Source organism: Neobacillus sp. PS3-34, from assembly GCF_030915465.1.
Taxonomy (GTDB): domain Bacteria; phylum Bacillota; class Bacilli; order Bacillales; family Cytobacillaceae; genus Neobacillus_A.
The window spans coordinates 4,052,996-4,076,273 of sequence record NZ_CP133267.1; the positions used below are offsets into that span (position 1 = coordinate 4,052,996).

The following is a 23,278-nucleotide window of genomic DNA, read 5'->3' on the forward strand; positions in this document are numbered from 1 at the left end:
TTAGTAATGTACTATTAGAATTGCTCTTATGAACGCTTAGCTAAAGGGGAAGATATGAAATGGGAAAAAATTCTGGCGTTCCACGTACAGCTTATATTTTGCAAATTCATAAGAATCCAAACCAAGTAAATAAGTTTATTAAGCAGATTATTTCAGAAGAAGTAGCTGATGTATTTGTTCATCTTGATAGAAAAAAATACGATCAGTTAAAAATAGAAGTTTTAAGAAGCCGAGGTGTTTATATCTTACAAGATAGCATTGATGTAAAATGGGGGGATATATCCCAAGTTGATGCAACATTACTATTAATCAGAGAAGTCCTCGCTACAGGGAAGGATTACGATTTCATTTGTTTTAGAAGTGGGCAGGATATGTTGGTGAAAAATGGTTTTAAAGAGTTTCTATTGAACAATAAAAATAAAATATTTATGAATGCTTATTATGTTGATAGGAAGGAACCACACGCAGCCTTTGTAAACGTTAAATGGCCATTATCGACACGGAAATTATACATAAATTCTTTTCACCCAAATAGGGTTATCAGAAGACTGATAGCCTGTTTATACGGGTATGGTTGGAATTTGTTACCTAATAAGAACCCACTGCCAAAAAATTTTTCGATTTATAATGGATCTAATTGGTTTTGCATTCCTATAGATGTTGCAAAATATATATTAGAATTTATAAATGATAACAAGTGGTATTATGAGACATTCAAAAATAGTTTGGTTCCCGATGAATTCTTTTTCCAAACTATTATCATGAATTCAAAATATAAATCTGAAGTCATAAATAATAATTTAATGTATATAAAATTTGGCGAGTCACTTAAAAGCAGAAATAACCCAATTACTTTAAAAATGGAACATATTGATACTATACAGAGTTCTAATAAGTTTTTTGCTAGAAAATTTGACGAGAACGTGGATCTACCTGTAATCGAGTATTTTTCAAATTGGGTTAAAATGTGACAGCGAAATTCATCTTGTTTGTATTTTAGTAAAAGGAGGGGAACTTTTTTAAGCTATAGGAATAATTGAATAGAGGAGGTTGCGGTAGATTGAGAAAGATATTTTCAAATTTCTATAAAGCAAATGAATTGTTAGAGGGAAATGTATCAATTTATTTAGACTTAATTCGCGGGTTATCGGCTATTTTAGTAGTAATGGAACATTTGAGTTCTAGATTGTTTGTGGGGTACGGTAATTTGGAAAATCACAACTTACTTGTTAAGTTTCTCTACCTACTAAATATTCTAGGTGGCCCTGCCGTAACTTTATTTTTTGTACTTAGTGGCTTATTCATTTCAAGATCTGTTCTAAAAGCATTATATGAAAATAAATGGTCATGGCAAGCATATTTGATAAACCGCTTCTCAAGACTTTATGTTGTTTTAATACCTGCCTTAATACTTACGTTTATTTTGGACAATATTGCCGTTAACTACTTTGGGGACGAAGGTTATGCTAATGCTTTTAATAATCTAAAAGATTTTATAGGGAATATTTTTTTTCTTCAAAATATATTTGTAGGAGTTTATGGTTCTAATGCACCATTATGGAGCCTAAGTTATGAATTTTGGTACTATATGTTATTTCCATTATTGTTTCTATTGTTTTTTTCTAACCAAGTAAAATTTGTTAAAATAATTTCCTTAATGATAGCAATCCTAATAATTTCAATGGCTGGAACCCGGTTGAACTCTTATTTTGTAATATGGTTAATAGGAACTTTAGTCCTTTTATTACCAAAAATAAAATTCTTAACACGGGGGTTCATCCCAATACTAGCCCTTATTTTATTATTATTAGCTTTGCCTGTTCGACCTCTGGTGATGACTGGAAGGTTATTTACAGAGAATTGGACAGAGAATTTATTTGCTGTAGACATTTTTATAGGATTAGCTTTTGGTTTTCTAATTTATACGATGCTACACGTTGTATCCGATAAAATCAGAAACGTTGAACTTAGGTGGCTTGATAAGATATCAAAGTTGCTTGCTGGTTTTTCATTTAGCCTTTACTTAATTCACTATCCTATTGTAAATACATTATACTTCTGGGGAGCAAAGAATGGTTTTTCTGGCTTACAGCCAAACTTAATATCAGTAATTATGGAAATAATTATTGTTATTTTTATTTGTATTATAGCATTTTTCTTCTCGAGAATAACGGAAGCACAAACTCATATAATACGCAAATTTCTTGTAACAAAAAATAGTGCCTTTATTGCTAGTTTCCGTAATAAAGTACTAAGCAAGGAAAGAGTAGGATAACAAAAGGAAGAAGCGCCGTCATTCAAAAATAGCTGGTGGTTCATTTATAGTTAAAAATTTTGAAGTGATGTGAAGAAATAGTCCTTGATACGATATAGCAAAGCATTAATACTAGATTAGTTTAAACCTCAAAATGTGGCTAAATTCAATTAGGACAGCCTCTTTTTTACCATAAGAGCCTATCTATCGTTCATTTGGGTCTTTTATTATAACAGTACAATAATTTTCAAAGATTCCTTTATCAAAAAATATTCGTTCTTTATAAAGAACAATTATGTTAATATAAAAAACATATTATATAGTTATCAATGTTAATTAATATCTACTTTGTTCTTTTTTAAAAATGACAATTTTTTTCATTATTAATTTCATGTATCGGTCCCTTATATAATAGAACTGGTAGTTACAGCACATTTGATAATTAGGGATATTGGAAATAGTCACTTACGTATTTTGTTTGATTAATTAATGAGTTAATTAAAATAAAAGAAATAAAGGGGGAAGATAATTGTATTTTTTTGGAGGTAATATACCTATACTAACTATTGTTGTACCTTGTTATAACGAAGAGTCAGTCTTAAATGAAACAACAATACGACTTACAAGAGTAATAGAAGAACTAATTATGGATCACTCTATTTCAAAGGATAGTCAAATTCTATACGTTGATGATGGTAGTATAGATCATACATGGAATACTATAGAGGATTTGGGACATTCGTCTCCATTTGTTAAAGGTTTAAAGCTGGCACGTAACGTAGGACACCAAAATGCCTTAATAGCGGGTCTTAACATAGCTAGAAACCAGGCAGATTGTGTTGTTTCAATTGATGCTGACCTTCAGGATGATGTTGAGGTAATTAAAGAATTTATTCAACATTATCAAAATGGTTATGATGTCGTTTATGGTGTAAGGCAGGAAAGAAAAACGGATACTTTCTTTAAAAGGACTACAGCATTGGCATTTTATAAGTTAATGAAGGTCATGGGTGTTAACATTGTCAATAATCATGCTGACTATCGATTAATAAGTCACAGGGTCCTGAATTGTTTAGGTGAGTTCAGGGAAACTAACTTATTTTTAAGGGGAATCATTCCTTTAATAGGATTTAAATCAACTGAAGTCTATTATGATCGGAATGAAAGGTTTGCAGGTGAATCAAAATATCCTTTAAGAAAAATGCTGGCTTTGGGGTGGGAAGGAATTACGTCTTTTAGCGTAGTACCAATTCGTTTTGTAACTTATGCTGGTTTTGTTTTTATGTTTCTATGTTTAATCGCAAGTATATACATTTTGGGAGTTAAAACTTTAGGACATACTGCTTCAGGTTGGACATCTTTAATGCTATCGATTTGGTTTATTGGCGGAATTCAATTAATAGGACTTGGAATTGTAGGAGAATACATAGGGAAAATATATAAAGAATCGAAGGGTAGACCAAAATATATAGTTGAACTAGATAACTATTCAAATCCTAATAGAATAAATCAGGCAATAGATTCTAAAAAAAACAAAATATTGGTTAAGATTTAATTAATTAAAAAGTAAAAACTCTTTAAAAAATTTTATCTAATATTTATTAGAAGTATTGGAGGAAGTATGCATATAAATCGATCGATTATAAACAAAATTGTAATAGCGATATATTTCATATCTATTTTTACTTTCGCGATTTATAGCTATATAAAACCTTATTATAGTTATGATCTAATCCCATATACAGCCAGTACCATTTCTTTAGAACAGGACAACGCAGAAAAAATCCAAAGTGAGACTTATAGAATTATAAAAGATTCTGTACCGAATGAAATTTTTAAGGCTTGGACAAGTGGTGAGTTTGGAAGGAGAATGTATAAAGATTTTCAATCCTTTAACCAAACTTTGAATTTTTATAAGGTTAAACCACTCTACCTATACTTTATATACTTTTTACATAAATGTGGGATTGGGATAGTAAATGCAATTTATTTAATCTCAGCTTGTTCTTATATTGGTATTTCTGTTTTGCTATTTTTATCTATTAGGGGACTTAGAGCTGGCTTAACGGGGACAATCATACTGACTCTTTTACTGGTATGCAGGCCATTAATGATTGCGGGAGGTAATACCCCGGATGCTTTATCAGCTTTTATTATAACGTTATCACTGTTCGTATTATTAAATAAAAGAATGAAGATACTTTCAGGGATTTTATTATTTTTTTCAATATTAATTAGACCTGATAATATTATTTTCTCAAGTATTTTATTCCTTTATTTAGGTATAGTTTCACCGAAACAGTATCGTTTGAAACTCTATCAAACCACTAGTTTTCTTTTGATATTGGTCATTGGCCACTTTTCAATAAACTATTTTGAACATGCTTATGGATGGAAAACTTTATTTGTAGCAGCCTTTTCAACTGATTTTAACACTAGTTTTGGGATAAAGGACTATTTGCATGTATTATTGTATAATGGCATTTATCTTTTAAATACTCATGCCATTTATTTTATTGTGATAGGTTTGTTTTCCTTAATTATTTCAAAGGTGACGTCTTCAGATCCAGTGCATAATCACCTCATTGTTATTTCAACTTTTGTTATGATAGTGTACTTTCTATTGTTTCCCAGCAAGGAAGTTGATCGCTATTTTATAACAGAGTATGTGGTTATTCTTATGTCAACTCTTCGAAATATTTGTAGTATACAAGTTTCCGATGGGATAGAAGAAACAATAAAAATAGACCCCCAAAAATACTTCGGTCATTAATTATCGATTGAAAAAATCATTACATTTGATAAAGGAAGAAATGAATTCGGTTCAAACTTTGCATAAACTAAAATCAGAGCTATCTAGTGTTTTCTGAATATGGAAAGAAGCCTGTTTTAGCCTTCTTTGTTTTTGATCTTCTTCTCAAAGGTTTGTGATTCCCTAATAGCCCTGGGTTTTTTCAGTAAAAATTCTAGATCATGATCAAGAAAAGTAATCATTTGGTTACGTTAATATGAACGTTGGTGTTCAGCGTTCACATGATTTTGAGCCACTACGATAACTCAATCGCCAAAAATTTTTACTCATTCAGTTATTCCAGCAAAGTTGCAAAGTACAGAATAGCGATTTGTTTCAACTTTAATAAGGAACGTTTTATTACCCTTGCATGACAAAAGTTTACAAGTTTCAAACACCGGATCGCTGGAAGTGATGAAATTTCTCCTATTCTATCACTCGCATTTCCAAAACAGTCTCTTATTAGGGACGTGAAGCCATTCAGATTCTTAAAACATTAATTTAAGAGGTAATCGTTCATCTCATTTATGGATTTAATCTGGATAGGCTACACTGAGTTGGACAGAAAAATTATGGTCAAGTAGACTAATTATAACACTTCTCTTTAATCGAGAAATTATTGGTTTTTGCACACTATCAAACAAGGATGCTCTTTGGTTTATCGTTCCTTTATATCTTTTCAGAACGATTTACGTAAGATTGAATATTTCCACACAGAACGTGGAATAGAGTTTAAGAACCGGTTGATTGAGAAAGCACTGAATATGTTTTATATCAAGCAATCGCTCAGTATGAAAGGTTGCCCCTATGATATTGCAGTAGCAAAGCCAATGTTCAAAATTATTAATGCAGAGTTTGTCAGAGGACAACATTTTACCAGCTTAGAGGAATTGTCGAGAGAATTACAAGACTATCTACATTGGTTTAACTACTTTCGAAAACATGGAACATTAGGGTAGTTATATTTATAAGCTATATTGGATCTTTATAATAATGAGATTATTGCATATACAATGCAAGGAATACGAACCATCTTAGTTATAAAAATGGTATATCAAGCTATTCAAAAAATAAAGGCTGCGTAAGGTGTCATTTTTCATAACGACCGGAGAACACAATACCCATGCATGCTTTATCTAGACACACTTGAATCCAATGAAATTCATCTAGTATGTCACTTCCAGGTAACCCTTTTGATTATGCCTGTATTGAAAGCTCCATTTCCCAATTAATTATTCTGACCAAAGTATAAAATATTTAGAAGCGAAAATACAACAATATATACATCATTAAAATCATAAAAGGTGACAAAAAGATTAAATAAACAGTTTCCAGTAAACTATCGGAACAAGTTGCATCATAAAGACATGAGTTCTTAAAAAATGTACCCCCAAGATGATTTTCAAAACACAACTTGATATATAGTAAATAATTATACCATTTTGGGGGAGCTTGTTTGTGTTATAACCGGCATCTTAGTTGGGTATGCTGGAAGTGGATCCATGTCAAGTTGAAGATAGAAGGAATAAAAACTGAATGAATAAAAAGGGAGCCTTTTCCTGTAAGAAACAGTTCTGGATTTTTGTATCACCATTATTTCGGTGCTTGACCAAATAGTGGAGATGAGCTTTTTAGAATTTAACTTTTATTTATAAATTATAAAAATAATAAAGGAGAGAGGACATTGAGATTAGCTTTTATATCAGACATTCATGGAAATGCAGTTGCATTGGAGGCGGTCTTAGAAGATATAAGAAATAAAAAAATTGATAAAATTTTTGTGCTTGGAGATTTGTGTTTTCGTGGACCGGAACCAAAAAAATGCCTTGAATTAGTTCAAAGACTAGATTCAAAGATAATAAAAGGGAATGCGGACGAATGGATCATACGGGGGATTAAAAAAGGGGAAGTAGTCGATAGTGCATTTGAAATAATGAGTATGGAAAGAGAGTGGACTTTATCAAAATTAGATAAAGTCGATGTAGAGTTTTTAACTAATTTACCTGTTGAACTTAATTTATCGTACGAAACTGTTAAAATACATGCATTTCATGCTACACCGAGCAGTCTGTTTGATATTGTTAAGCCAACTGATCCTGATGAAAACATAATAGAAAAAATGATATTAGATGATGCAGATATTATTATATATGGGCATATACATAAACCTTACGTCAGATTTATCAATGGCAGTTGTGTTTTAAATGTAGGTAGTGTTGGGTTACCTTTTGATGGTGTAGCAAAGTCTTCATATGCAATCATTGACCTACAAGGTAATAGCATTAACACATCAATTGTTCGAGTTAATTATGACGTTGATAAAGTTGTTCAGCAATTTATTGATTCAGACTATCCTAATTTGAAACAAATGGCTACAATCTTAAAAAATGGAAGTGTTTAAATTTAAATATTTTAGAGAAAAGGCTGACTTAAAAAGATAATTACTTATTTGAGACCAGCCTTTTTAAGAAAAACTTACCATAAAGCTATTCTTCTACAACACATCCCTGATTTATCTTTTCGTAAATCAATTTCGTCTCCCAGATTCCACTGTCTTTGTTGATAGAAAAATTTGTTTTGGTAATCACTAAGAGTGCTTTAATGTAAACACCGTTATCTCCGGCCTGCAGTTAAACCGAATCGGCAAATAAGTGGTTCCAATTCCTCTGTTTGTGTATAAAAGAAGGTTGGAACCGGAAATTTTTTTCAGCCCTTCAATATAATTCACTGCCCCATCAGGTGTAAAAAGTGGGCCATAAAGCGGAACCCGTACTTGTCCGCCATGGCTGTGGCCTGACAATTGCAGGTCAACCGGATAAATAGCAACGTCATCTGCAAAATCTGGCTCGTGTGCTAACATGATTGTGAATTGGTCTTCCGGAATACCACTTATTGATTTTTTAATATTGAAATTACCGGAAAACATGTCATCAATTCCTGCAAAGAATATTTTACTTCCGTTTATCTCAAAAGAAATATTCTCATTTTTAAGTACAGTGAAACCACTATTTTGGAGACATTGTTCGACTTTTTTTTCCTGTGCCTATTCGGTAATCATGATTTCCCAAGATGGCGAGGTTTAATAAATTTGACCGAAATTGCTTTAAAACAGGCGAACACTCATTCAATATATCCACACTGTCCTCTACTAAATCTCCCGTAAAACAAAGTATATCTGGTTTTAAGCTATTCACCTTTTTAACAAGTTCAACTAAATTGCTTTTCCCATAAAATTCACCAATATGTAAATCACTAATTTGCACTATTTTAATACCAGAAAATGCAGCGGGTAATCGGTTAAATGAAAGTTTTACTGAATTTACTTCTATCCAAAATCGTTCCAGGAAAAATGAATAGAATGGTGTTGAGGCTATTGCACTTAAGAAAAGGGTAGTACTTAATTTTAAGAATTCTCTGCGAGAGATTTTTGGTGCTTCTTCTTTTATTAATATCCTTTTCATAGTTAAACCTTCATTCTATTAGAATATTACTTTAGAATTTAAAAATAAATATACAGTCGTGTTCTTAATAAAGAATATCATAATTTGGCAGGAATATCAAAAAGGTCTTCAATTATCATAATTCGGTAATTTATTATAATGTATTAAAATGTCGTTTATATTAAAAGGTTTCGTTTTTTATTTTAAGGTAAATTTTGTAAGTAATTGTCGGAATTTTGTTCTTTTGTGAGAACGATAAATGACCTATAATTTAATATAGAACAAAAATAGAAGATAAATAAAACCTTTTTGAGTTGAAGAATGTATTATAACTCATATCGCATTCTATATATTGAACGAAGTATTTAATTAATCCTAGAATTCACTTTTAATTAGAAAAAATGGCCTGAATGAGATGAGTGTGGTTTTTTGTGCAAAGATAGGAAGACTTTAGCGAGAATCAATGAAGTAGGAAATCAATGCAGGATCTTACTGAACGAAATCAAATTTTTGGAATCTCTTACTGAGAATTTAATAGACAGGCTCTCTTCAAAAAAATCGATCAAACAAAATAAAATAGACATAGAGATTTTCCTTGCGCATCTTGACCGAGGTAACCCAACAAATCAACAAGATATATAATGGTTTTATTATTTTGTCGATAGAAATTCTCATGGTAAATTTATCGACTCTTCAGAAATGAGTGAAGTGGACAGTCATAAATCGAACAACTCGAGCGTAATTATTTACTTGTACATATAAATTTCTAGAATGCCCACCATTTTTATTGCACTTATTCCAATTTGTGGTTTAAGAATGCTGAGAAAACGGGAAGTAGACAAATTGAGCAAGCAAATGGAATGAAACTTGTAGTTGCACATATTAAACTTCAATAAGGAGCGATCTCCATGTATAAAAAAGTATGTAATCATTGCCATCAGCCATCCTTCAGCAGCTGTGATTCAGGAACGTGGATTTGTCCTGTTTGTTCCACTGATATAACACATGTATTCCATCAGGATGCTGAAAGCAGAATGGACACCAAAAAGAAGCTGGAGTTGCTGGCTAACCGCTATACCCAAAAACCGGTTACGGCGAGTGCAGTGAATAAATATATTTAACAGCGATCCTGCAATTTACCAAAAAAGTTCAAAATAATTTTATAAATCTGCGCATAATCAGACACATTTCGGGGTAGATGTAAGGTATAATATATTCAAACGGGTGAAAAAGAGGATTGATACTTTGTTATTCAAAAGCCTAGAGTTCAAAAATGTTGTTGGACAGAAGGTTAAAGTCATGGAGATTCCTGTATTGGAGGAAGATAACCCTTATTATTTTATGATCCAAGTCCGTTTGCAAACATTCATTGCCTCAGTTTATGGTGAGAAAAAGTATCATAAACGCTATTCCTTTAGGGACTATTTAAAGAGAGCGATGAGATGGCCTGATTATGAGCAGCTTTTTAAAAATGGTGAACTGAAAAATAATGCTTAATATGTTTTGAGCCCCGGGCAACCGGTGCTCTTTTTATTTTACATTGATTTAACCTGGCATCTAGAATATTTCATTAAAATAGTGAAACATGTATAATACAGGTGAAGTGCATTTACAGGGAAGTGATTATATGAACAAAATTAAAATTGTAACTGATTCAACTGTTGATATGTCAGATGAAATGCTGAGAAAGTATGGCATCGAAATGGTTCCTCTGGCAATCACAATTAATGGAGAGACGTTTCTGGACCGGATTGAGCTTGATTCGGCTGATTTTATAAAAAGAATGGCAGAAACAAATGAATTGCCAAAAAGCTCCCAGCCTCCTGCAGGCGCTTTCCTTGAGGTTTATGATCGCCTCGGGGAAGAAGGGTATGAGGTTTTGTCCATACATATGACTGGCAAAATGAGCGGTACGGTCAGGTCTGCTGAAACTGCGGCGCAAATGTCTAATACAATGGTTACAGTTTGGGATTCTCAGTTTGTTTCCAAGGCGCTTTCATTTCAGGTAAAGGAAGCTGCCATAATGGCACAGGAAGGAAAAAGTGTGGCGGAGATTTTGAACCGTCTGGAGGCAGTAAGACAGAATTCACGCCTCTATATTATGGTTGATACGCTTGAAAACCTTGTAAAAGGCGGCCGCATTGGAAAGGGGAAAGCATTTATCGGGTCTCTCCTTAATATAAAGCCGATTGCCTCACTCGAAGGTGCTGAGTATACCCCGGTTACCAAGGTCCGAAGCCACTCTCAGGTTGTTAAATTCCTGGGACAGCAATTTGCAGAGGATGTCAAAGGTAAAACGATTAAAGGGGTGGCAATTGCTCATGCCGAGGCTCAAGAGCTTGCTTCCAAAATTATTAATAGCGTTTATGAGTTAACGGGCTATCGTATTGATGATGTGGATTATACGAATTCTACCGTCACCACACATACTGGTCCAGGTGCTATAGCGTTGATGTATTATTTTGAATAGCAACTACTAAAAACCTGGAGTGACGACATTCCAGGTTTTTTATGTAGGCTGTTTTCTATAAAAAATGAAGGAAAACCTTGCCAGAATGTCGAATGTTGTTTCATCAGGTGTCGAAGGGGAAGTTTTGATGGTAAAAAAAGAGAAGGTAAAAGATCTGCTCTTTATCGAAAAGTGCTGTTATTTTCTTTTTTCATCACCTTTTTGGTAATGGTTTCAACTGCTGGCTTCAGCTTTATGTACGAAACGAACCAATTGAAGGATCAATTAACTGATAGGGCAACGGGAGTGGCTTCGCTTTGGAGCTCCACCATTTCTTCCGATGATATACAGAAGGCTATTGCAATACATGATTATAATCACCCTGTAGTGACCCGATTGAACAGAATTGTTACTATGATTAATGAGCGTAATTCCTCCTATCTTGAAGGATATATTTTGGAAGCGAAGGAAAACGATTCTAATATACTGAACATTGTTGCTGCCTCCCGCCATTACGAAGAGCTCGGGCTTGGCAGCTTTAAAACCTATAAAGCTGGAAAAATGTTTTTACATGGATATGAAACTGCCATGCAAAAAAAAGAGGTTTATTCCACAGGGCCGTATAAAGATCAATACGGGCTCTGGATTACTGCCTTTTCTCCAATCTTAAACCAGGATGGAAAGGTTGTTGGTGTTCTTTGTGTCGATGTGGATGCCTCCATTATTGAATCCTATAAAAGGAAACTAGCAGCTTACTTATTCTTCGCCTTTATGATTGTCACCATTGTTGTGTATTTATCGTTAAACTGGGGCATACGAAAGGTACTCGCGCCAGTAAATGAAATTATTGAAGGAATCAATGCAGTCAGTGCGGGCAATTTTAATGTCAAATTGCAAATAAACGACCATTCAGAAATGACAAAATTGAGCGATCGTTTTAATTTAATGACTAGTCAGCTTTCTATTTTATTTGAAAAGCTGTCAGATACATACAAGGAGTTCGGAAGTTTGCCTGCTAAACTTGATAAAATGCATCGCTTTGAGGAAGCAATTGGTGAAATGGAAGAGATAATAGCCAAATCGAAAATCCAAAAGGAGCTGCAACGGGCCAAAAAATGAATGCGATTGGGCAGCTTGCTGCTTCTGTTGCTCATGAAATCCGCAACCCGATGACAGTGGTGAAGGGGTTCCTGCAACTATTTCTGGCAAAGGATCACTTAAATGAAGAAGAGTTAATGTACATAAAACTGATGATTGAAGAGCTTAATCGAGCGGAAATCATCATAAATGATTACTTATCACTGGCGCAAGCCCGATTTTGATTCGGTCGAAAAAGTGAACGCAGGAGAACTTGCGCAAAAGGCAATGGATTTGATGAATTCTTTTGCAATGTTGTCAAAAAATATCGAGTCGAGGACCTTTATTAAAGATAATATTTGCATTAAAGGGAATCAAAGCGAATTAAAGCAGGTACTGATAAATATCTTAAAGAACGGGATAGAAGCAATGAAATCAGGCGGTACTCTGACACTTACCGTTAGAAAATCAGGTGGTTATGGGGTTTTTGAAATCCAGGATACAGGGGTGGGGATGGCTCCGGAGGAATTAGATAGACTGGGAACTGCCTTTTATTCATTAAAGGAAAAAGGGACTGGAATCGGATTAATGGTGTGCTATCAGATTGTTGAAAGGATGAATGGGAAAATCGATGTAGTAAGCAAAAAAGAGAAAGGCACCACGTTTAGTATATTTATCCCGCTATGGGATGAGGATTATTAAAATTCTTTCAAACAGCCCTGGCTTTGGTCAGGGCTGTTTTTTTTATGGGTAAAATTTGCAGGTGTGGAAATGCTAAAAAAAATGATGATAAAAGGTGTTGTTTATGTTTAAACGGCGGAATGGAAAAAAACAGCCTGAAGAACCTAAAGCCCATAGCCTTAAAATAGACGAATTAAAACTGCAGTTAAAAGAAGAATTGCTTGAAACAACAGATTTGGAATTCAGGGAATTAAATAGGGAAGGTAAGTTAATCCTTATTTCTTTTTTGGCGAGCATGACGGACAAAAATGCAGTCGATGATTTTATCATCCGGCCTATTATTCAGCAGGATGAAAAGCAATGGAACACATCTAATTTGCGAGATGTCCTTCCTATCGCCCAGTTATCATCGGCGAATCAATTGGAAGAGATCACCTCGTCACTAATCGGAGGCAGCGTATATATTTATCCGGAGGGTGAGCCATTCGGGTTAATTGCGAATACAAGCAAAACAGTAGAAAGATCCCTTGAAAAAGCAGAAACAGAATCACTGGTATACGGCCCTAAAATTTCATTTACGGAGTCACTTGCCAGTAACATGAATATCCTTAGAAACAATATTAAGGATCAGAACCTCTGTATGGAAGATCTCGTGATAGGGGCACGAGGAAAGACAAAAGTAAAAATCATTTATATTAAAGACATTGCCGATGAGGAAAATGTTAATAGCTTCAAGCAAAGGATCAGTGATTTGCAGATTGACCATATCCCGGACTCTACGATCCTTGCTCAGTTGATTGAAGATAACAGCTGGACGGTCTTTCCGCAGCTATTGACGACAGAACTTCCAGACAGGCTTTCCATTTCACTTTTAAAAGGGAGAGTGGGTGTGATGATGGATCGCAGTCCTGCGGCGATATATGGACCAACGACCTTCTTTAGTTTTTTTGAATCAACGGAAGATATTTACATGCGCTGGAACATGGGTTTTTTCTTAAGGATGCTTCGTTTTACCTCTATATTTCTTTCTGTACTGCTTACACCTGCCTATGTTGCTGTTTTGACCTATCACTATGAAGTGATTCCATCCCCCTTGCTCGTTTCCTTGGGGGAATCAAGATCAAATGTTCCTTTTCCCCCTGTTTTTGAAGCGCTGTTGCTGGAATTCATTATTGAGCTTTTAAGGGAGGCGGGGGCAAGACTCCCTACAAAAGTAGGCCAGACAATGGGTATCGTAGGCGGTATTGTGATTGGACAGGCAGCGGTGGATGCAGGATTTACCAGCAATATTTTGATTATTATTATTGCCCTTAGCGCTCTTGGATCTTTTACTGCACCCAGCTATTTAATGGGCACTGCGATCCGGATCATCCGGTTCCCAATTATTATTATAGCTGGCTTCTGGGGCGGGATCGGAATAATGATGTCCTTCTGCTTTTTAATCATTCATTTATTGAAGCTGTCAACCTTAGGAAAGGCCGTACTTGGCACCTATTTTTCCTTTTAGATGGAATGATTTAGGCTATAGTATATTCCGTTTTCCGTTTCAATTTAATGCTAATCGTCCCGAAACTAATCTAACGCTGGATACAAAGAGATATTCAAATAAAAAAGCGAAACAAAAAAAGGATGTAGATGAGTAGGTGCTATGAAAATGAAAGTGGATTTACATCCAAAAGAAGGTCTTTTATTTAATGCATTTCTAGTTATGTTTGTTATTCATGTGACCCAGACAGGAGTAGGAATTGTTGGTTTGCCAAGGGTTGTCTTTCTTAAGTCTGGTCATGATGGCTGGATTTCGGTTTTATTGGCAGGAATTGCAACCGGTATTGTCTTATGGCTTATGATTCTTATGCTGCGCCAATATAAAAATGCTGATTTATATGGAATTCAGGTGGATGTATTCGGTAATTTCATTGGGAAAGCTTTAGGAGTTCTCTATATGCTTTATCTTACATCTACATTTTTTGTAATAGTAATGAATTATATAGAAATCGTGCAGGCGTGGGTTTTCCCGGATATGCCTACATGGATGCTTTCTGCTAGTCTCATCTTTTTAACTGTCTATGCTGTGTTAGGTGGAATAAGGGTAGTAGTTGGTATTTCATTTTTATCTTTTTTGGCAACAATTTGGCTAATCTTCATACTGGCAGTTCCCTTGAAATACAGCGATCCTACACACATCTTTCCTATTTGGAATACGAGTTATAAAAATATTTTAATGGGGATATATAAAACTTCCTTCTCTATCATAGGATTTGAGATGATTTTGTTTATTTATCCATACATTAAAGAAAAGAAAAAAGCTTTGCTTTACTCTGAAATAGGAAATCTGTATACGACCATTCTTTTTACGATTATTACTTTCGTCGCAATGATTTTTTTTTCAGAGGAAAGCTTAAAGAGGACGATTTGGCCTGTTTTATCAATGTTTAAAATCGTCAGGCTTCCAAACCTCGAACGATTTGAATTTATTGCGGTGTCTTTCTGGATGCTGATTATTCTGCCTAATCTTTGTGCATACCTCTGGGCAGCATCCAAAGGTTTTTCCCGTTTATTTAATATAAAGCAGAAAAAAGGGATTTATATTCTTGCATTTCTTTCATGGGGGGGCACCTTTTTTATTAAAGCTAGATACCAGATGAATTTAACAACGGATTATGTAGGGATAATCGGATTTTATGCAGCCTTTTGCTACCCAATCCTTCTTTCTGTAATCGTTCTGATTAAAAAATGGTGGGGAAGGAGAAAACACGCTAATGCCCAAAACGGCTAAAAAAAAATTGATTCTCATTGTATTGGTAATGGATCTCCTTTTGATATCAGGCTGTATTCAACAAAAGAACCTGGAAAAATTGGGTCTGATTACGGCAGAAGGGTATGATTTAGACAAAGGGTCTAATATTAAAGGGACTGCTGTTATACAAAAATTTGATCCAATGATGCAAAATGTTACGAGGGTTATTACCGAGGTCGCAAAAACAAGCAAGGGATTAAGACAACAGGAAAACCTGCAAACCAGCCATAAGCTCGTATCGGGACAGCTGCGGATTGTTGTTTATAGTAAAACACTCGCTAAAAAGGGAATTATTCAGCTAGTTGATACATTGAACCGGGATCCGACGATTGGAAACATGGTTTATTTAACTATTAGTGATAAAGATGCTTCTGATATACTAACTAAAAATAATGTTGAAAAATCAATCAATCTGGGAACGTACTTATACAATTTAATTAAACAAAATGTAGAGGGAGAACAGCTAATTTCCCCTACTCTGCAAGAGTTTAACCATAATTTTTACGATGTTGGAAAGGATCCGATCCTGCCAATTTTAAAGCTCAGTCATGGCGATATTGTAATTTCAGGAATGGGCATGTTTAAAAATGATCGATTAATCGATGAATTAGAGACGAATAAATTATTTTATTTAAAGATATTAGTTGATCAATATAAAGCGGGTTCCCAGGAAATGGCGTTTAACTTAAAAAAGTTTTCAAAATTTATTATTAAAAGTGCGGGACACCGTCAAAAAGAATTACACAATAAAATGTATATTACGATTGATAATATACGCAGTAAGCATAAAATTAAGCTTGTAAATAAACAAAACCTTCGTTTTAATATTGAAGTGAAATTACAGTCGAGGATATTAGAGATGACCGAACCGCTGGACGTAGGCAATCCAGCTGCAATAAAGCTAATTGAAAAAGAAATGAGCAAGGCTATTAAAAAAGATATTGAGCACCTTTTATCCCGTCTTCAGGATAAAGGTGTTGACCCGATCGGCTTTGGAAATGAATATAAGGCGCATTTGAGAGGAAAAAAATTAACCAAGAAAATGTGGCGAGAGAAATTTAAAGATGCAACTTTTAATGTACAGGTTAAAAATGAAATTGTCCGGACAGGAGTGATAGATTAAAAACCTCTTTCTTTCTTCCTTCTTTTAGAAAGGTTTGTTAAAATAACCACGTAAAGGAATAGAGAGATAGCGGGTGATAGAATGAAAGTTCGGATTATAGGATTTGTATTTATGCTTTGTACTATGGTGGTCCTATCTGGGTGCGGGCAAAAGGAAATTAAAAATGCCCAGAACTGGCCGGTTAAGGATTTCGCTTACACAAATCAGGAAGGAAAACCATTCGGCTCTAAAAATTTGAAGGGCAAAGTATGGGTTGCGGATTTTGTTTTTACCAGCTGTGCGGATGTATGTCCTCCAATGACATCCAATATGGCTGCTCTTCAAAAAAAGGTGAAGGAAAAAGGAATCAAAAATATTGAATTTATTTCCTTCAGCGTTGATCCCACGGTAGATTCTCCTGCAGCACTAAAAAAATATGCTGCCCAATTCGGCGCCAATTTCAAAAATTGGAATTTACTAACTGGTTACTCCCAGGATGAGATTGAGAATAAAGCAATGAAGGATTTTAAAACAATTGTGAAGAAGCCTCAAGAGGGCAATCAGGTTATCCATGGTACGGATTTTTATTTAATCGACCAGGAGGGTACGATTAAGAAGTATTATTCCGGGTTACAGGAAGTTCCTTATGATGAAATCCTCAATGACATGGAAGCATTACAATAGGCCGAAATCGGCAGCTTTTTGTTCGCTAAAAATGGATTTTTCCGCCTGCCTGAAATCCCCAATTGCATAATTGTTTTGAATTTTTCCTGCCGTGTTATAATAATCATAAGTTTAGGAAGGGGGGCTGCTGCATGAAGAAGTTATTCCCTTATCTGCTCCTTTTAACTTTCTTGTTATGTTCCTGCAATCAGAACAATGTCTGGAACCAGCAGGCGGAAAAGAAAACTGAATTGCAATTATACAGTAAGGTTCCAGAGGATTTTATTCCAAGGAAATTAACGATCATTTCTGCAGGTGACTCTCTTACGGAAGGTGTGGGAGACAGCACGGAAAAGGGCGGTTATCTTCCTTATTTAAAAACAAGGCTTGAAAGTGAAAAGGGTATTAATAAAGTTGAATTCATTAATTATGGTGTTAAGGGAAATCGGACAACACAGCTGTTAAAAAGGCTGGAATCCGAAGAAATAAAGAACAACTTAGCTAAAGCGGATATGATTATTTTGACGATTGGCGGAAATGACATTATGAAAGTGGTCACTGACAATCTTTCTAATCTTCAAATGTCCGTTTTTGAAAGTGAAAAGGGGAAATATATTACCCATTTGACCAGGATCTTGCACTATATATCCCAGCAAAATCCGCACGCTTCTGTCGTCTTAATAGGGCTCTACAATCCATTTGAAGAGTGGTTTTCAGGCATTGGTGAACTTCAGAAGGTAGTTACCGATTGGAATGCCGCGGGCAGGAATGTTACAGCCGGTTTTCCTAATGCTTATTTTGTTCCGATTGAGGATCTCTTTGCAAATAGCGGAGAAAAACTGCTGTATAAAGATCATTTTCACCCCAATGACAAAGGATATGAGCTAATTGCGGAAAGAATGTTTGACCAGCTGGAGATGAATGCTCTGCCAGCTCTTGCAAAAACCGCTAAGAAAGAGGAGAAATAGCTTTTATGAAAAATAAATGGAAGAGTGGTTTTATTCTTCTTTTAGGAATAAACCTCTTGATTATAGCTGTCCTATTGGTTTTTATTTCTTTACCCCCAAAAGATGAGGGGACAAAAAAATTTACCGCCCCCAAAAAGGATTTTGTTTCTTTTTACGTTAAGTCCAATAAACAGGATATAAACAAATTAATAAAATACTATATCCAAAAGGAAACTCCTGATAGTCCAATTAATTACCAAATCAATCTGGATGATGAGGTTGAATTATATGGTTTGCTTCCTTTCTTCAACGATGAGTTGAAAATGAAATTAACGTTTGAACCAGAGGCGCTTGATAATGGAGACCTGGTACTTAAACAAAAATCGATATCACTGGGCAGGCTGCATTTGCCGGTCCCATACGTTTTAAAATTTATCAGCGAAAATTATAAGCTTCCAAAAGGTGTGGATATCCAGCCGAACAAGAGGCTTGTGTACATCAGCATGCAGCAGGTGAAGCTAAAAAGTGATACAAAGGTTAAAGTAAATACATTTAATCTAAAAAAGGATGATATCTCATTTACATTGCTTGTCCCTGTAAAATAAGGTGTTCCGCTTTGTCGGAACACCTTATTATTAATCCTTCGCGACAATCGCCTCAAGTACTGGTTCTTCCTTTGCGTATCCCACTGCGAATACTGTATAAGCTTCATTGGGGCTGAATCTTAAGCCTGGTAATGGAAGTACAATATTCTTGCTGCCTGCTACCCTTGCCTCCAAATCGACTGTCATAGGCGTTAGGCCTAAGTAGTCTGTTGTCTGCCGGTATGAAACATTGGAAAAGACAACATCGCCATTTTTAACAGCTATATCAACTGCGGGTGCATCGGGAGAAAGGTGGATAAAGCGTACCTTCGTTTCACCAGCTGGAACCCGGGGATCATTTGAAAATGAAAGAAGTCTGAGGAATTTATCGCTTTTTATTACGGCAAGTGTATACGACTTTCCGGGTTCAACCGTAACTTTTTTGCTAATAAGTGTTTCTGTCATATTTCCTGCAGGGTAAATATCAATTTGGTATTTGCCTGCAGGAATTGGCATATAGTCGCTTAACTTTTTATATGGAAAGTCAGCAAGGAGTTTATTTCCGTTTACATAAACATCAACATTAGGCGCTCCGGGGGCTGCATGAATGACGCGGACGGCTGCTTGCCCGGCAGGACGGTACATTTGCGGGAAGGAGGACGTATTTGTCATTTGCAGTGCTTTGTTTAATGAATTTAAGTGTTTTTGATAAAAATAAACATGCATAGCTGGATTGGTATATTTATAATAGCATGCTAATAAATCATAAATTGAGGCTTTTTGAAAGTAATCTAAGGGTTTTCTATTTTCGGACATACCTTACACTCCTAGTTAGTAGTCTACTCACATAATGTATTCAGTCTCTTTTGGGTAGGTGCCTATTTGGGATGAAAGAAATAATTTTATTGGAATTTTTCGAAGTTTGTTTACTTTTCTAATTATTTAACATATACTATCTATAAATAACAGGAAAGCGGGTGAAGTGTAATGTTAATTGAGACTATGTTGAACCGCCAATATCTCTATATCGTTTGCACAGCCCGGACGGAATATTTTTATTAAGGATTTCTATCTTTATTCCACCATGTATATCCAACCACGGGCTGTGTGTGCCTGTGGTTTTTTATTATGAATTCATGGAGGAACTATTAGATGACACTAGTTAAGATCGGATTGAGTGAAAAGATTAAAAAGGATTTTGAAGCGTACGGGATTGAAGGCTTTGTTTTAGGCAGAGTCGCACTGGAACATAAAAGAATGTACCGTGTGTATACAGAATTTGGAGAGTGCCTATGTGAAGTCTCGGGAAAATTTGCTTTTGATGCTTTTAGCAGAGAGGATTTTCCAGCAGTCGGCGACTGGGTTGCACTGAAAATTAGGCAAGAAGAAAAAAAAGGCACCATCCACGCCATTTTGCCTAGAAGCAGCAAGTTTTCAAGGAAAGTGGCGGGCAGGACAACAGAAGAGCAGATTGTTGCTGCAAATGTTGATACCATCTTTCTCGTTAATTCATTGAATGAGGATTTAAATTTACGAAGAATCGAAAGGTATCTTTTATTGACATGGGAAAGTGGAGCAAATCCGGTTATCGTTCTCAGTAAAGCAGACTTATGTACCGACGCTGCTCAGAAGGTGGCAGAAGTTGAAGAGGTGTCACTTGGTGTTCCAGTCATTCCAATTAGTGCAGAGATGGAAAATGGACTTGATTCCTTACAGCCTTATCTTCAGCCCGGTAAAACCATTGCATTGTTAGGCTCTTCAGGTGTCGGCAAATCTACAATGACGAATAAGCTAATGGGAAAAGAAAAACTAAAAGTGCAGACAATCAGGGAAGCGGATGATAAGGGTCGGCATACGACTACCCATAGGGAACTTGTCCTTCTACCTAATGGATGTGTCATGATTGATACACCTGGAATGCGAGAGCTACAGCTTTGGGAAAGCAGCGAGGGAATATCCGAAACCTTTTCGGATATTGAACAGCTAGGGGACGAATGCAAATTCCGCGATTGTCAACATGCAGATGAACCAGGCTGTGCAGTGCGAGGAGCAATTGAGCGGGGAGTTCTTCCTGCTGAACGGTTAAACAGTTATAATAAGCTGCTGAAGGAGCTTTCCTTCATAGAAAGAAAAGCGGATAAAAGAGCACAGGCTGAAGAAAAGAAACATTGGAAAAATATCAGCAAACATATGAAAAAGAACAAAAAAGTCAAATAAGTTGGGAGAGCCGATGATGGCTCTCTTTTTTAGAGGAAGAGCTTTCATTTTAAAAAGGCTACCTTTTCTTGTATACTCAATTAAATAGCTTGAAAATTACTAAATAGGGGAATGAATGATAATAGGTATGAAATGCAGAAAGGGTGGAGGAAATGGATAATATGCTTGAAAAAGCAACCTTTGCAGGAGGCTGCTTCTGGTGCATGGTCAAACCATTTGATGAACAGCCCGGAATTATAAAAGTTGTATCCGGATATACCGGAGGACACGTCGAAAATCCGACCTATCAACAGGTTTGCTCAGAAACAACTGGTCATTATGAAGCGGTGCAGATTACCTTTGATCCACGTGAATTTCCTTATGAGAAGCTGCTAGAGCTCTTTTGGCAGCAAATTGATCCTACGGATGCAGGCGGGCAATTTTATGATCGAGGCCAATCGTATCAAACTGCAATCTTTTATCATAATGAAGAGCAAAGGGAGGAAGCCGAACAATCAAAACAGCTTCTTCAGGAGAGCGGCCGATTCTCAAAACCGATTGTAACTCCAATCCTGCCAGCAAAAGAATTTTTTGAAGCAGAAGAATACCATCAGCAATACTACAAAAAAAACCGGCCCCATTATGAATCTTATCATGTAGGGTCTGGAAGGGCGGTTTTATTAACCGGCATTGGGGGAACGAAAATGAAAAATAAAGACCTGGACAAATTAAAGCGTGAGTTAACACCCATACAGTATGAGGTTACACAAAATAATGGAACCGAACCGCCATTTCGAAATGAATATTGGAACGAGGAAAGAGAAGGAATCTATGTTGATATCGTCTCAGGTAAGCCATTATTCAGTTCTCTTGATAAATTCGACGCAGGCTGTGGGTGGCCAAGCTTTTCGAAACCGCTCAAAGAGGACGAAATGGAGGAAAAAAAGGATTTCAGCCATTTTATGATCCGTACAGAGGTGAGAAGCAAAGAAGCCGATTCCCATCTTGGCCACGTTTTTGATGACGGACCTGGCGAACTGGCCTCCGTTATTGCATTAACTCTGCTGCTCTCCGGTTCATTCCAAAAGAAAAGCTGGCCGAAGAGGGTTACGGGGACCTTTCCGTCTTGTTTTCAAACGTGAAAGGGTGATGGATTCATGTTTAAAAAACTATTTGGAAAAAAAGAAACCTTGATAGACGTGGAACTGCTATCACCTTTATCAGGAAAATCGATTGATCTTGATGAAGTTCCGGATCCGGTTTTTTCACAGAAAATGTTGGGGGACGGAATCGCGATAGATCCTTCTGAAGGAGTTGTTGTAGCTCCTGTAGAAGGAGAAGTCATTCAAGTATTCCCGACAAAACATGCGATAGGATTACGAGCTGACAATGGAGCGGAGATTCTTATACATATCGGCCTGGAAACAGTGTCGATGGAGGGGGAAGGATTTACTTCACATATTAAGGCTGGAGATAGAGTGAAACAAGGTGACAAACTTGTTACCTTTAATATTGAATTAGTGCGTGAGAAAGCAAAAAGTACGATTACTCCAATTATTATTACGAATAGCGATCATGCTGCATCCCTCGAAAAGCTTCCATTAGGAAATGTTGAACGTGGACAGACACCAATAATCAAAATCAGTATGATTTAAAAAGAAGAAAGACCAGCCAATAATCAATCATGGCTGGTCTTTTTTAATACTGACTGTGATTTCCCCGTTGAGGTCATGCCGCCTGAAAGTATGAATTTCATCGCATCTTCAGGTTTCACGTCGATCACCTCAACATCTTCCTTTGGCAGGAGAAAAGTGAATCCCGCGACCTGAAAGGTTTGGGGTATATATACTGCAACATGGCCTTTTAAAGGGTGATAAAAGTTTTCGAGTTCATCTGAAGTAATAAATCCCATACTTTTCATTGCCGTACCTGGTACTGTGACAAGGACTACCTTTGAAAAGGACTTTTTATCTCCTAAAAATGAATGTACCGTATCCTTTATTACAGAATAGATCGTTTTGACAACTGGAATTTTCTCAAGCATAGTATCGATTAACTTAATAATTTTACCTGTAATGAATTTAGTTGACAGCCAGCCCAGAAGGGTAATGAGGATGACTGTTGCTAAAAGACCAATCCCGGGGATGTAATCATTTTTCATGTAAGGCTTAAGCACGTTTCCAAGCAATCCATCTAGAAAAAGGAAAGTCTTATAGATAACATATATAACTAAAAGTATGGGTACGATGGTTAATATTCCGTTAATAAAATTCTTAAATATTGATTTCATTTATTGT

Annotated in this window: 24 protein-coding genes and 1 pseudogene; 21 read left to right on the forward strand and 4 right to left on the reverse strand. The window is 35.8% G+C overall.

Annotated elements, in window-relative coordinates; all coding sequences use genetic code 11:
• The first annotated feature begins 59 nt into the window (after nt 1–59).
• The 6 genes from RCG23_RS21215 to RCG23_RS21235 all read left to right on the forward strand — a co-directional run bounded on the left by RCG23_RS21215 (nt 60) and on the right by RCG23_RS21235 (nt 7,446).
• Nucleotides 60–971 carry a beta-1,6-N-acetylglucosaminyltransferase gene (locus tag RCG23_RS21215; protein WP_308177265.1) on the forward strand — a complete coding sequence of 304 codons (912 nt, stop codon included), beginning with the start codon at nt 60–62 and terminating at the stop codon, nt 969–971.
• Nucleotides 972–1,060: 89 nt separating this feature from the next.
• Nucleotides 1,061–2,275 carry an acyltransferase family protein gene (locus RCG23_RS21220; RefSeq protein ID WP_308177266.1) on the forward strand — a complete coding sequence of 405 codons (1,215 nt, stop codon included), beginning with the start codon at nt 1,061–1,063 and terminating at the stop codon, nt 2,273–2,275.
• Nucleotides 2,276–2,783: 508 nt separating this feature from the next.
• Entirely contained in the window at nt 2,784–3,809 is a 1,026-nt protein-coding gene (locus tag RCG23_RS21225; protein WP_308177267.1) for a glycosyltransferase family 2 protein, read from the forward strand.
• Nucleotides 3,810–3,875: 66 nt separating this feature from the next.
• A complete protein-coding gene (locus RCG23_RS21230) occupies nt 3,876–5,027 on the forward strand; it encodes a hypothetical protein (protein ID WP_308177268.1) in 1,152 nt (383 codons plus the stop codon).
• Between the two features lie 848 nt (nt 5,028–5,875).
• Entirely contained in the window at nt 5,876–6,004 is a 129-nt protein-coding gene (locus RCG23_RS26075; protein WP_374049864.1) for an IS3 family transposase, read from the forward strand.
• A 725-nt stretch (nt 6,005–6,729) separates the two neighbouring features.
• The gene (locus RCG23_RS21235) at nt 6,730–7,446 is read left to right on the forward strand and encodes a metallophosphoesterase family protein (RefSeq protein ID WP_308177269.1); all 717 of its coding nucleotides are present in this window, start codon (nt 6,730–6,732) and stop codon (nt 7,444–7,446) included.
• A 186-nt stretch (nt 7,447–7,632) separates the two neighbouring features.
• Here the strand turns inward: RCG23_RS21235 and RCG23_RS21240 are convergent, their stop codons facing one another.
• Both RCG23_RS21240 and RCG23_RS21245 read right to left on the reverse strand, forming a co-directional pair.
• Nucleotides 7,633–7,971, reverse strand: coding sequence for a metallophosphoesterase (locus RCG23_RS21240; protein ID WP_308177270.1), 339 nt, complete (start codon nt 7,969–7,971; stop codon nt 7,633–7,635).
• A gap of 79 nt (nt 7,972–8,050) precedes the next feature.
• Nucleotides 8,051–8,506 carry a metallophosphoesterase gene (locus tag RCG23_RS21245; RefSeq protein ID WP_308177271.1) on the reverse strand — a complete coding sequence of 152 codons (456 nt, stop codon included), beginning with the start codon at nt 8,504–8,506 and terminating at the stop codon, nt 8,051–8,053.
• 887 nt (nt 8,507–9,393) lie between these two features.
• On the opposite strand from RCG23_RS21245, the gene RCG23_RS21250 reads away from it, so the two are divergent.
• From RCG23_RS21250 to RCG23_RS21305, 12 genes and pseudogenes are all read left to right on the forward strand, one after another.
• Nucleotides 9,394–9,606 (forward strand): hypothetical protein, encoded by a 213-nt coding sequence (locus RCG23_RS21250; protein WP_308177272.1) that lies wholly within the window; start codon nt 9,394–9,396, stop codon nt 9,604–9,606.
• A gap of 124 nt (nt 9,607–9,730) precedes the next feature.
• Nucleotides 9,731–9,982, forward strand: a complete 252-nt coding sequence (locus RCG23_RS21255) for a DUF2535 family protein (RefSeq protein WP_308177273.1) — start codon at nt 9,731–9,733, stop codon at nt 9,980–9,982.
• A gap of 130 nt (nt 9,983–10,112) precedes the next feature.
• Entirely contained in the window at nt 10,113–10,955 is an 843-nt protein-coding gene (locus RCG23_RS21260; RefSeq protein ID WP_308177274.1) for a DegV family protein, read from the forward strand.
• A gap of 234 nt (nt 10,956–11,189) precedes the next feature.
• Complete coding sequence (locus RCG23_RS21265; RefSeq protein ID WP_308177275.1) at nt 11,190–12,053, forward strand: HAMP domain-containing protein; 864 nt, start codon at nt 11,190–11,192, stop codon at nt 12,051–12,053.
• Nucleotides 12,050–12,256 carry a histidine kinase dimerization/phospho-acceptor domain-containing protein gene (locus RCG23_RS21270; protein ID WP_308177276.1) on the forward strand — a complete coding sequence of 69 codons (207 nt, stop codon included), beginning with the start codon at nt 12,050–12,052 and terminating at the stop codon, nt 12,254–12,256. Before RCG23_RS21265 ends, RCG23_RS21270 begins: the two co-directional genes overlap by 4 nt.
• Nucleotides 12,222–12,713 carry an ATP-binding protein gene (locus tag RCG23_RS21275; RefSeq protein ID WP_308177277.1) on the forward strand — a complete coding sequence of 164 codons (492 nt, stop codon included), beginning with the start codon at nt 12,222–12,224 and terminating at the stop codon, nt 12,711–12,713. Before RCG23_RS21270 ends, RCG23_RS21275 begins: the two co-directional genes overlap by 35 nt.
• Nucleotides 12,714–12,816: 103 nt before the next feature.
• Nucleotides 12,817–14,335, forward strand: a pseudogene (locus tag RCG23_RS21280) (spore germination protein).
• 11 nt (nt 14,336–14,346) lie between these two features.
• Nucleotides 14,347–15,468, forward strand: a complete 1,122-nt coding sequence (locus tag RCG23_RS21285) for a GerAB/ArcD/ProY family transporter (protein WP_308177278.1) — start codon at nt 14,347–14,349, stop codon at nt 15,466–15,468.
• A complete protein-coding gene (locus RCG23_RS21290; protein ID WP_308177279.1) occupies nt 15,452–16,612 on the forward strand; it encodes a Ger(x)C family spore germination protein in 1,161 nt (386 codons plus the stop codon). Before RCG23_RS21285 ends, RCG23_RS21290 begins: the two co-directional genes overlap by 17 nt.
• An 81-nt stretch (nt 16,613–16,693) precedes the next feature.
• Nucleotides 16,694–17,275, forward strand: a complete 582-nt coding sequence (locus RCG23_RS21295; RefSeq protein ID WP_308177280.1) for an SCO family protein — start codon at nt 16,694–16,696, stop codon at nt 17,273–17,275.
• 131 nt (nt 17,276–17,406) lie between these two features.
• Nucleotides 17,407–18,222, forward strand: a complete 816-nt coding sequence (locus RCG23_RS21300) for an SGNH/GDSL hydrolase family protein (RefSeq protein WP_308177281.1) — start codon at nt 17,407–17,409, stop codon at nt 18,220–18,222.
• A 5-nt stretch (nt 18,223–18,227) separates the two neighbouring features.
• The gene (locus RCG23_RS21305; protein WP_308177282.1) at nt 18,228–18,806 is read left to right on the forward strand and encodes a YpmS family protein; all 579 of its coding nucleotides are present in this window, start codon (nt 18,228–18,230) and stop codon (nt 18,804–18,806) included.
• 30 nt (nt 18,807–18,836) lie between these two features.
• Here the strand turns inward: RCG23_RS21305 and RCG23_RS21310 are convergent, their stop codons facing one another.
• Entirely contained in the window at nt 18,837–19,601 is a 765-nt protein-coding gene (locus RCG23_RS21310; protein ID WP_308177283.1) for a DUF4397 domain-containing protein, read from the reverse strand.
• A 336-nt stretch (nt 19,602–19,937) separates the two neighbouring features.
• Between RCG23_RS21310 and rsgA the strand changes: the two genes are divergently transcribed.
• The 3 genes from rsgA (at nt 19,938) to RCG23_RS21325 (ending at nt 22,636) form a co-directional block, all read left to right on the forward strand.
• Nucleotides 19,938–21,002, forward strand: coding sequence for a ribosome small subunit-dependent GTPase A (rsgA, locus tag RCG23_RS21315; protein WP_308177284.1), 1,065 nt, complete (start codon nt 19,938–19,940; stop codon nt 21,000–21,002).
• A 152-nt stretch (nt 21,003–21,154) separates the two neighbouring features.
• Nucleotides 21,155–22,123 (forward strand): peptide-methionine (S)-S-oxide reductase MsrA, encoded by a 969-nt coding sequence (gene msrA, locus RCG23_RS21320; RefSeq protein ID WP_374049775.1) that lies wholly within the window; start codon nt 21,155–21,157, stop codon nt 22,121–22,123.
• A 15-nt stretch (nt 22,124–22,138) separates the two neighbouring features.
• Nucleotides 22,139–22,636: a PTS sugar transporter subunit IIA gene (locus RCG23_RS21325; RefSeq protein ID WP_308177285.1), complete on the forward strand. Its 498-nt coding sequence runs from the start codon at nt 22,139–22,141 to the stop codon at nt 22,634–22,636.
• Nucleotides 22,637–22,659: 23 nt separating this feature from the next.
• Here RCG23_RS21325 and RCG23_RS21330 read toward each other — a convergent pair whose 3' ends face one another.
• Nucleotides 22,660–23,271, reverse strand: coding sequence for a DUF502 domain-containing protein (locus RCG23_RS21330; protein ID WP_308177286.1), 612 nt, complete (start codon nt 23,269–23,271; stop codon nt 22,660–22,662).
• Nucleotides 23,272–23,278 lie beyond the last annotated feature (7 nt).

Bases quoted from the DNA above. Each gene is read 5' to 3' on its own strand.
- RCG23_RS21305 (WP_308177282.1), top strand. From the start codon at position 18,228: ATGAAAAATAAATGGAAGAGTGGTTTTATTCTTCTTTTAGGAATAAAC.
- RCG23_RS21325 (WP_308177285.1), top strand. From the start codon at position 22,139: ATGTTTAAAAAACTATTTGGAAAAAAAGAAACCTTGATAGACGTGGAA.
- RCG23_RS21290 (WP_308177279.1), top strand. From the start codon at position 15,452: ATGCCCAAAACGGCTAAAAAAAAATTGATTCTCATTGTATTGGTAATG.
- RCG23_RS21285 (WP_308177278.1), top strand. From the start codon at position 14,347: ATGAAAGTGGATTTACATCCAAAAGAAGGTCTTTTATTTAATGCATTT.
- RCG23_RS21310 (WP_308177283.1), bottom strand. From the start codon at position 19,601: ATGTCCGAAAATAGAAAACCCTTAGATTACTTTCAAAAAGCCTCAATT.
- RCG23_RS21330 (WP_308177286.1), bottom strand. From the start codon at position 23,271: ATGAAATCAATATTTAAGAATTTTATTAACGGAATATTAACCATCGTA.
- RCG23_RS21240 (WP_308177270.1), bottom strand. From the start codon at position 7,971: ATGTTTTCCGGTAATTTCAATATTAAAAAATCAATAAGTGGTATTCCG.
- RCG23_RS21265 (WP_308177275.1), top strand. From the start codon at position 11,190: ATGTACGAAACGAACCAATTGAAGGATCAATTAACTGATAGGGCAACG.
- rsgA (WP_308177284.1), top strand. From the start codon at position 19,938: ATGACACTAGTTAAGATCGGATTGAGTGAAAAGATTAAAAAGGATTTT.
- RCG23_RS26075 (WP_374049864.1), top strand. From the start codon at position 5,876: ATGTTCAAAATTATTAATGCAGAGTTTGTCAGAGGACAACATTTTACC.
- RCG23_RS21270 (WP_308177276.1), top strand. From the start codon at position 12,050: ATGAATGCGATTGGGCAGCTTGCTGCTTCTGTTGCTCATGAAATCCGC.
- RCG23_RS21250 (WP_308177272.1), top strand. From the start codon at position 9,394: ATGTATAAAAAAGTATGTAATCATTGCCATCAGCCATCCTTCAGCAGC.
- RCG23_RS21215 (WP_308177265.1), top strand. From the start codon at position 60: ATGGGAAAAAATTCTGGCGTTCCACGTACAGCTTATATTTTGCAAATT.
- RCG23_RS21245 (WP_308177271.1), bottom strand. From the start codon at position 8,506: ATGAAAAGGATATTAATAAAAGAAGAAGCACCAAAAATCTCTCGCAGA.
- RCG23_RS21275 (WP_308177277.1), top strand. From the start codon at position 12,222: ATGATTACTTATCACTGGCGCAAGCCCGATTTTGATTCGGTCGAAAAA.
- msrA (WP_374049775.1), top strand. From the start codon at position 21,155: ATGGATAATATGCTTGAAAAAGCAACCTTTGCAGGAGGCTGCTTCTGG.
- RCG23_RS21230 (WP_308177268.1), top strand. From the start codon at position 3,876: ATGCATATAAATCGATCGATTATAAACAAAATTGTAATAGCGATATAT.
- RCG23_RS21260 (WP_308177274.1), top strand. From the start codon at position 10,113: ATGAACAAAATTAAAATTGTAACTGATTCAACTGTTGATATGTCAGAT.
- RCG23_RS21295 (WP_308177280.1), top strand. From the start codon at position 16,694: ATGAAAGTTCGGATTATAGGATTTGTATTTATGCTTTGTACTATGGTG.
- RCG23_RS21300 (WP_308177281.1), top strand. From the start codon at position 17,407: ATGAAGAAGTTATTCCCTTATCTGCTCCTTTTAACTTTCTTGTTATGT.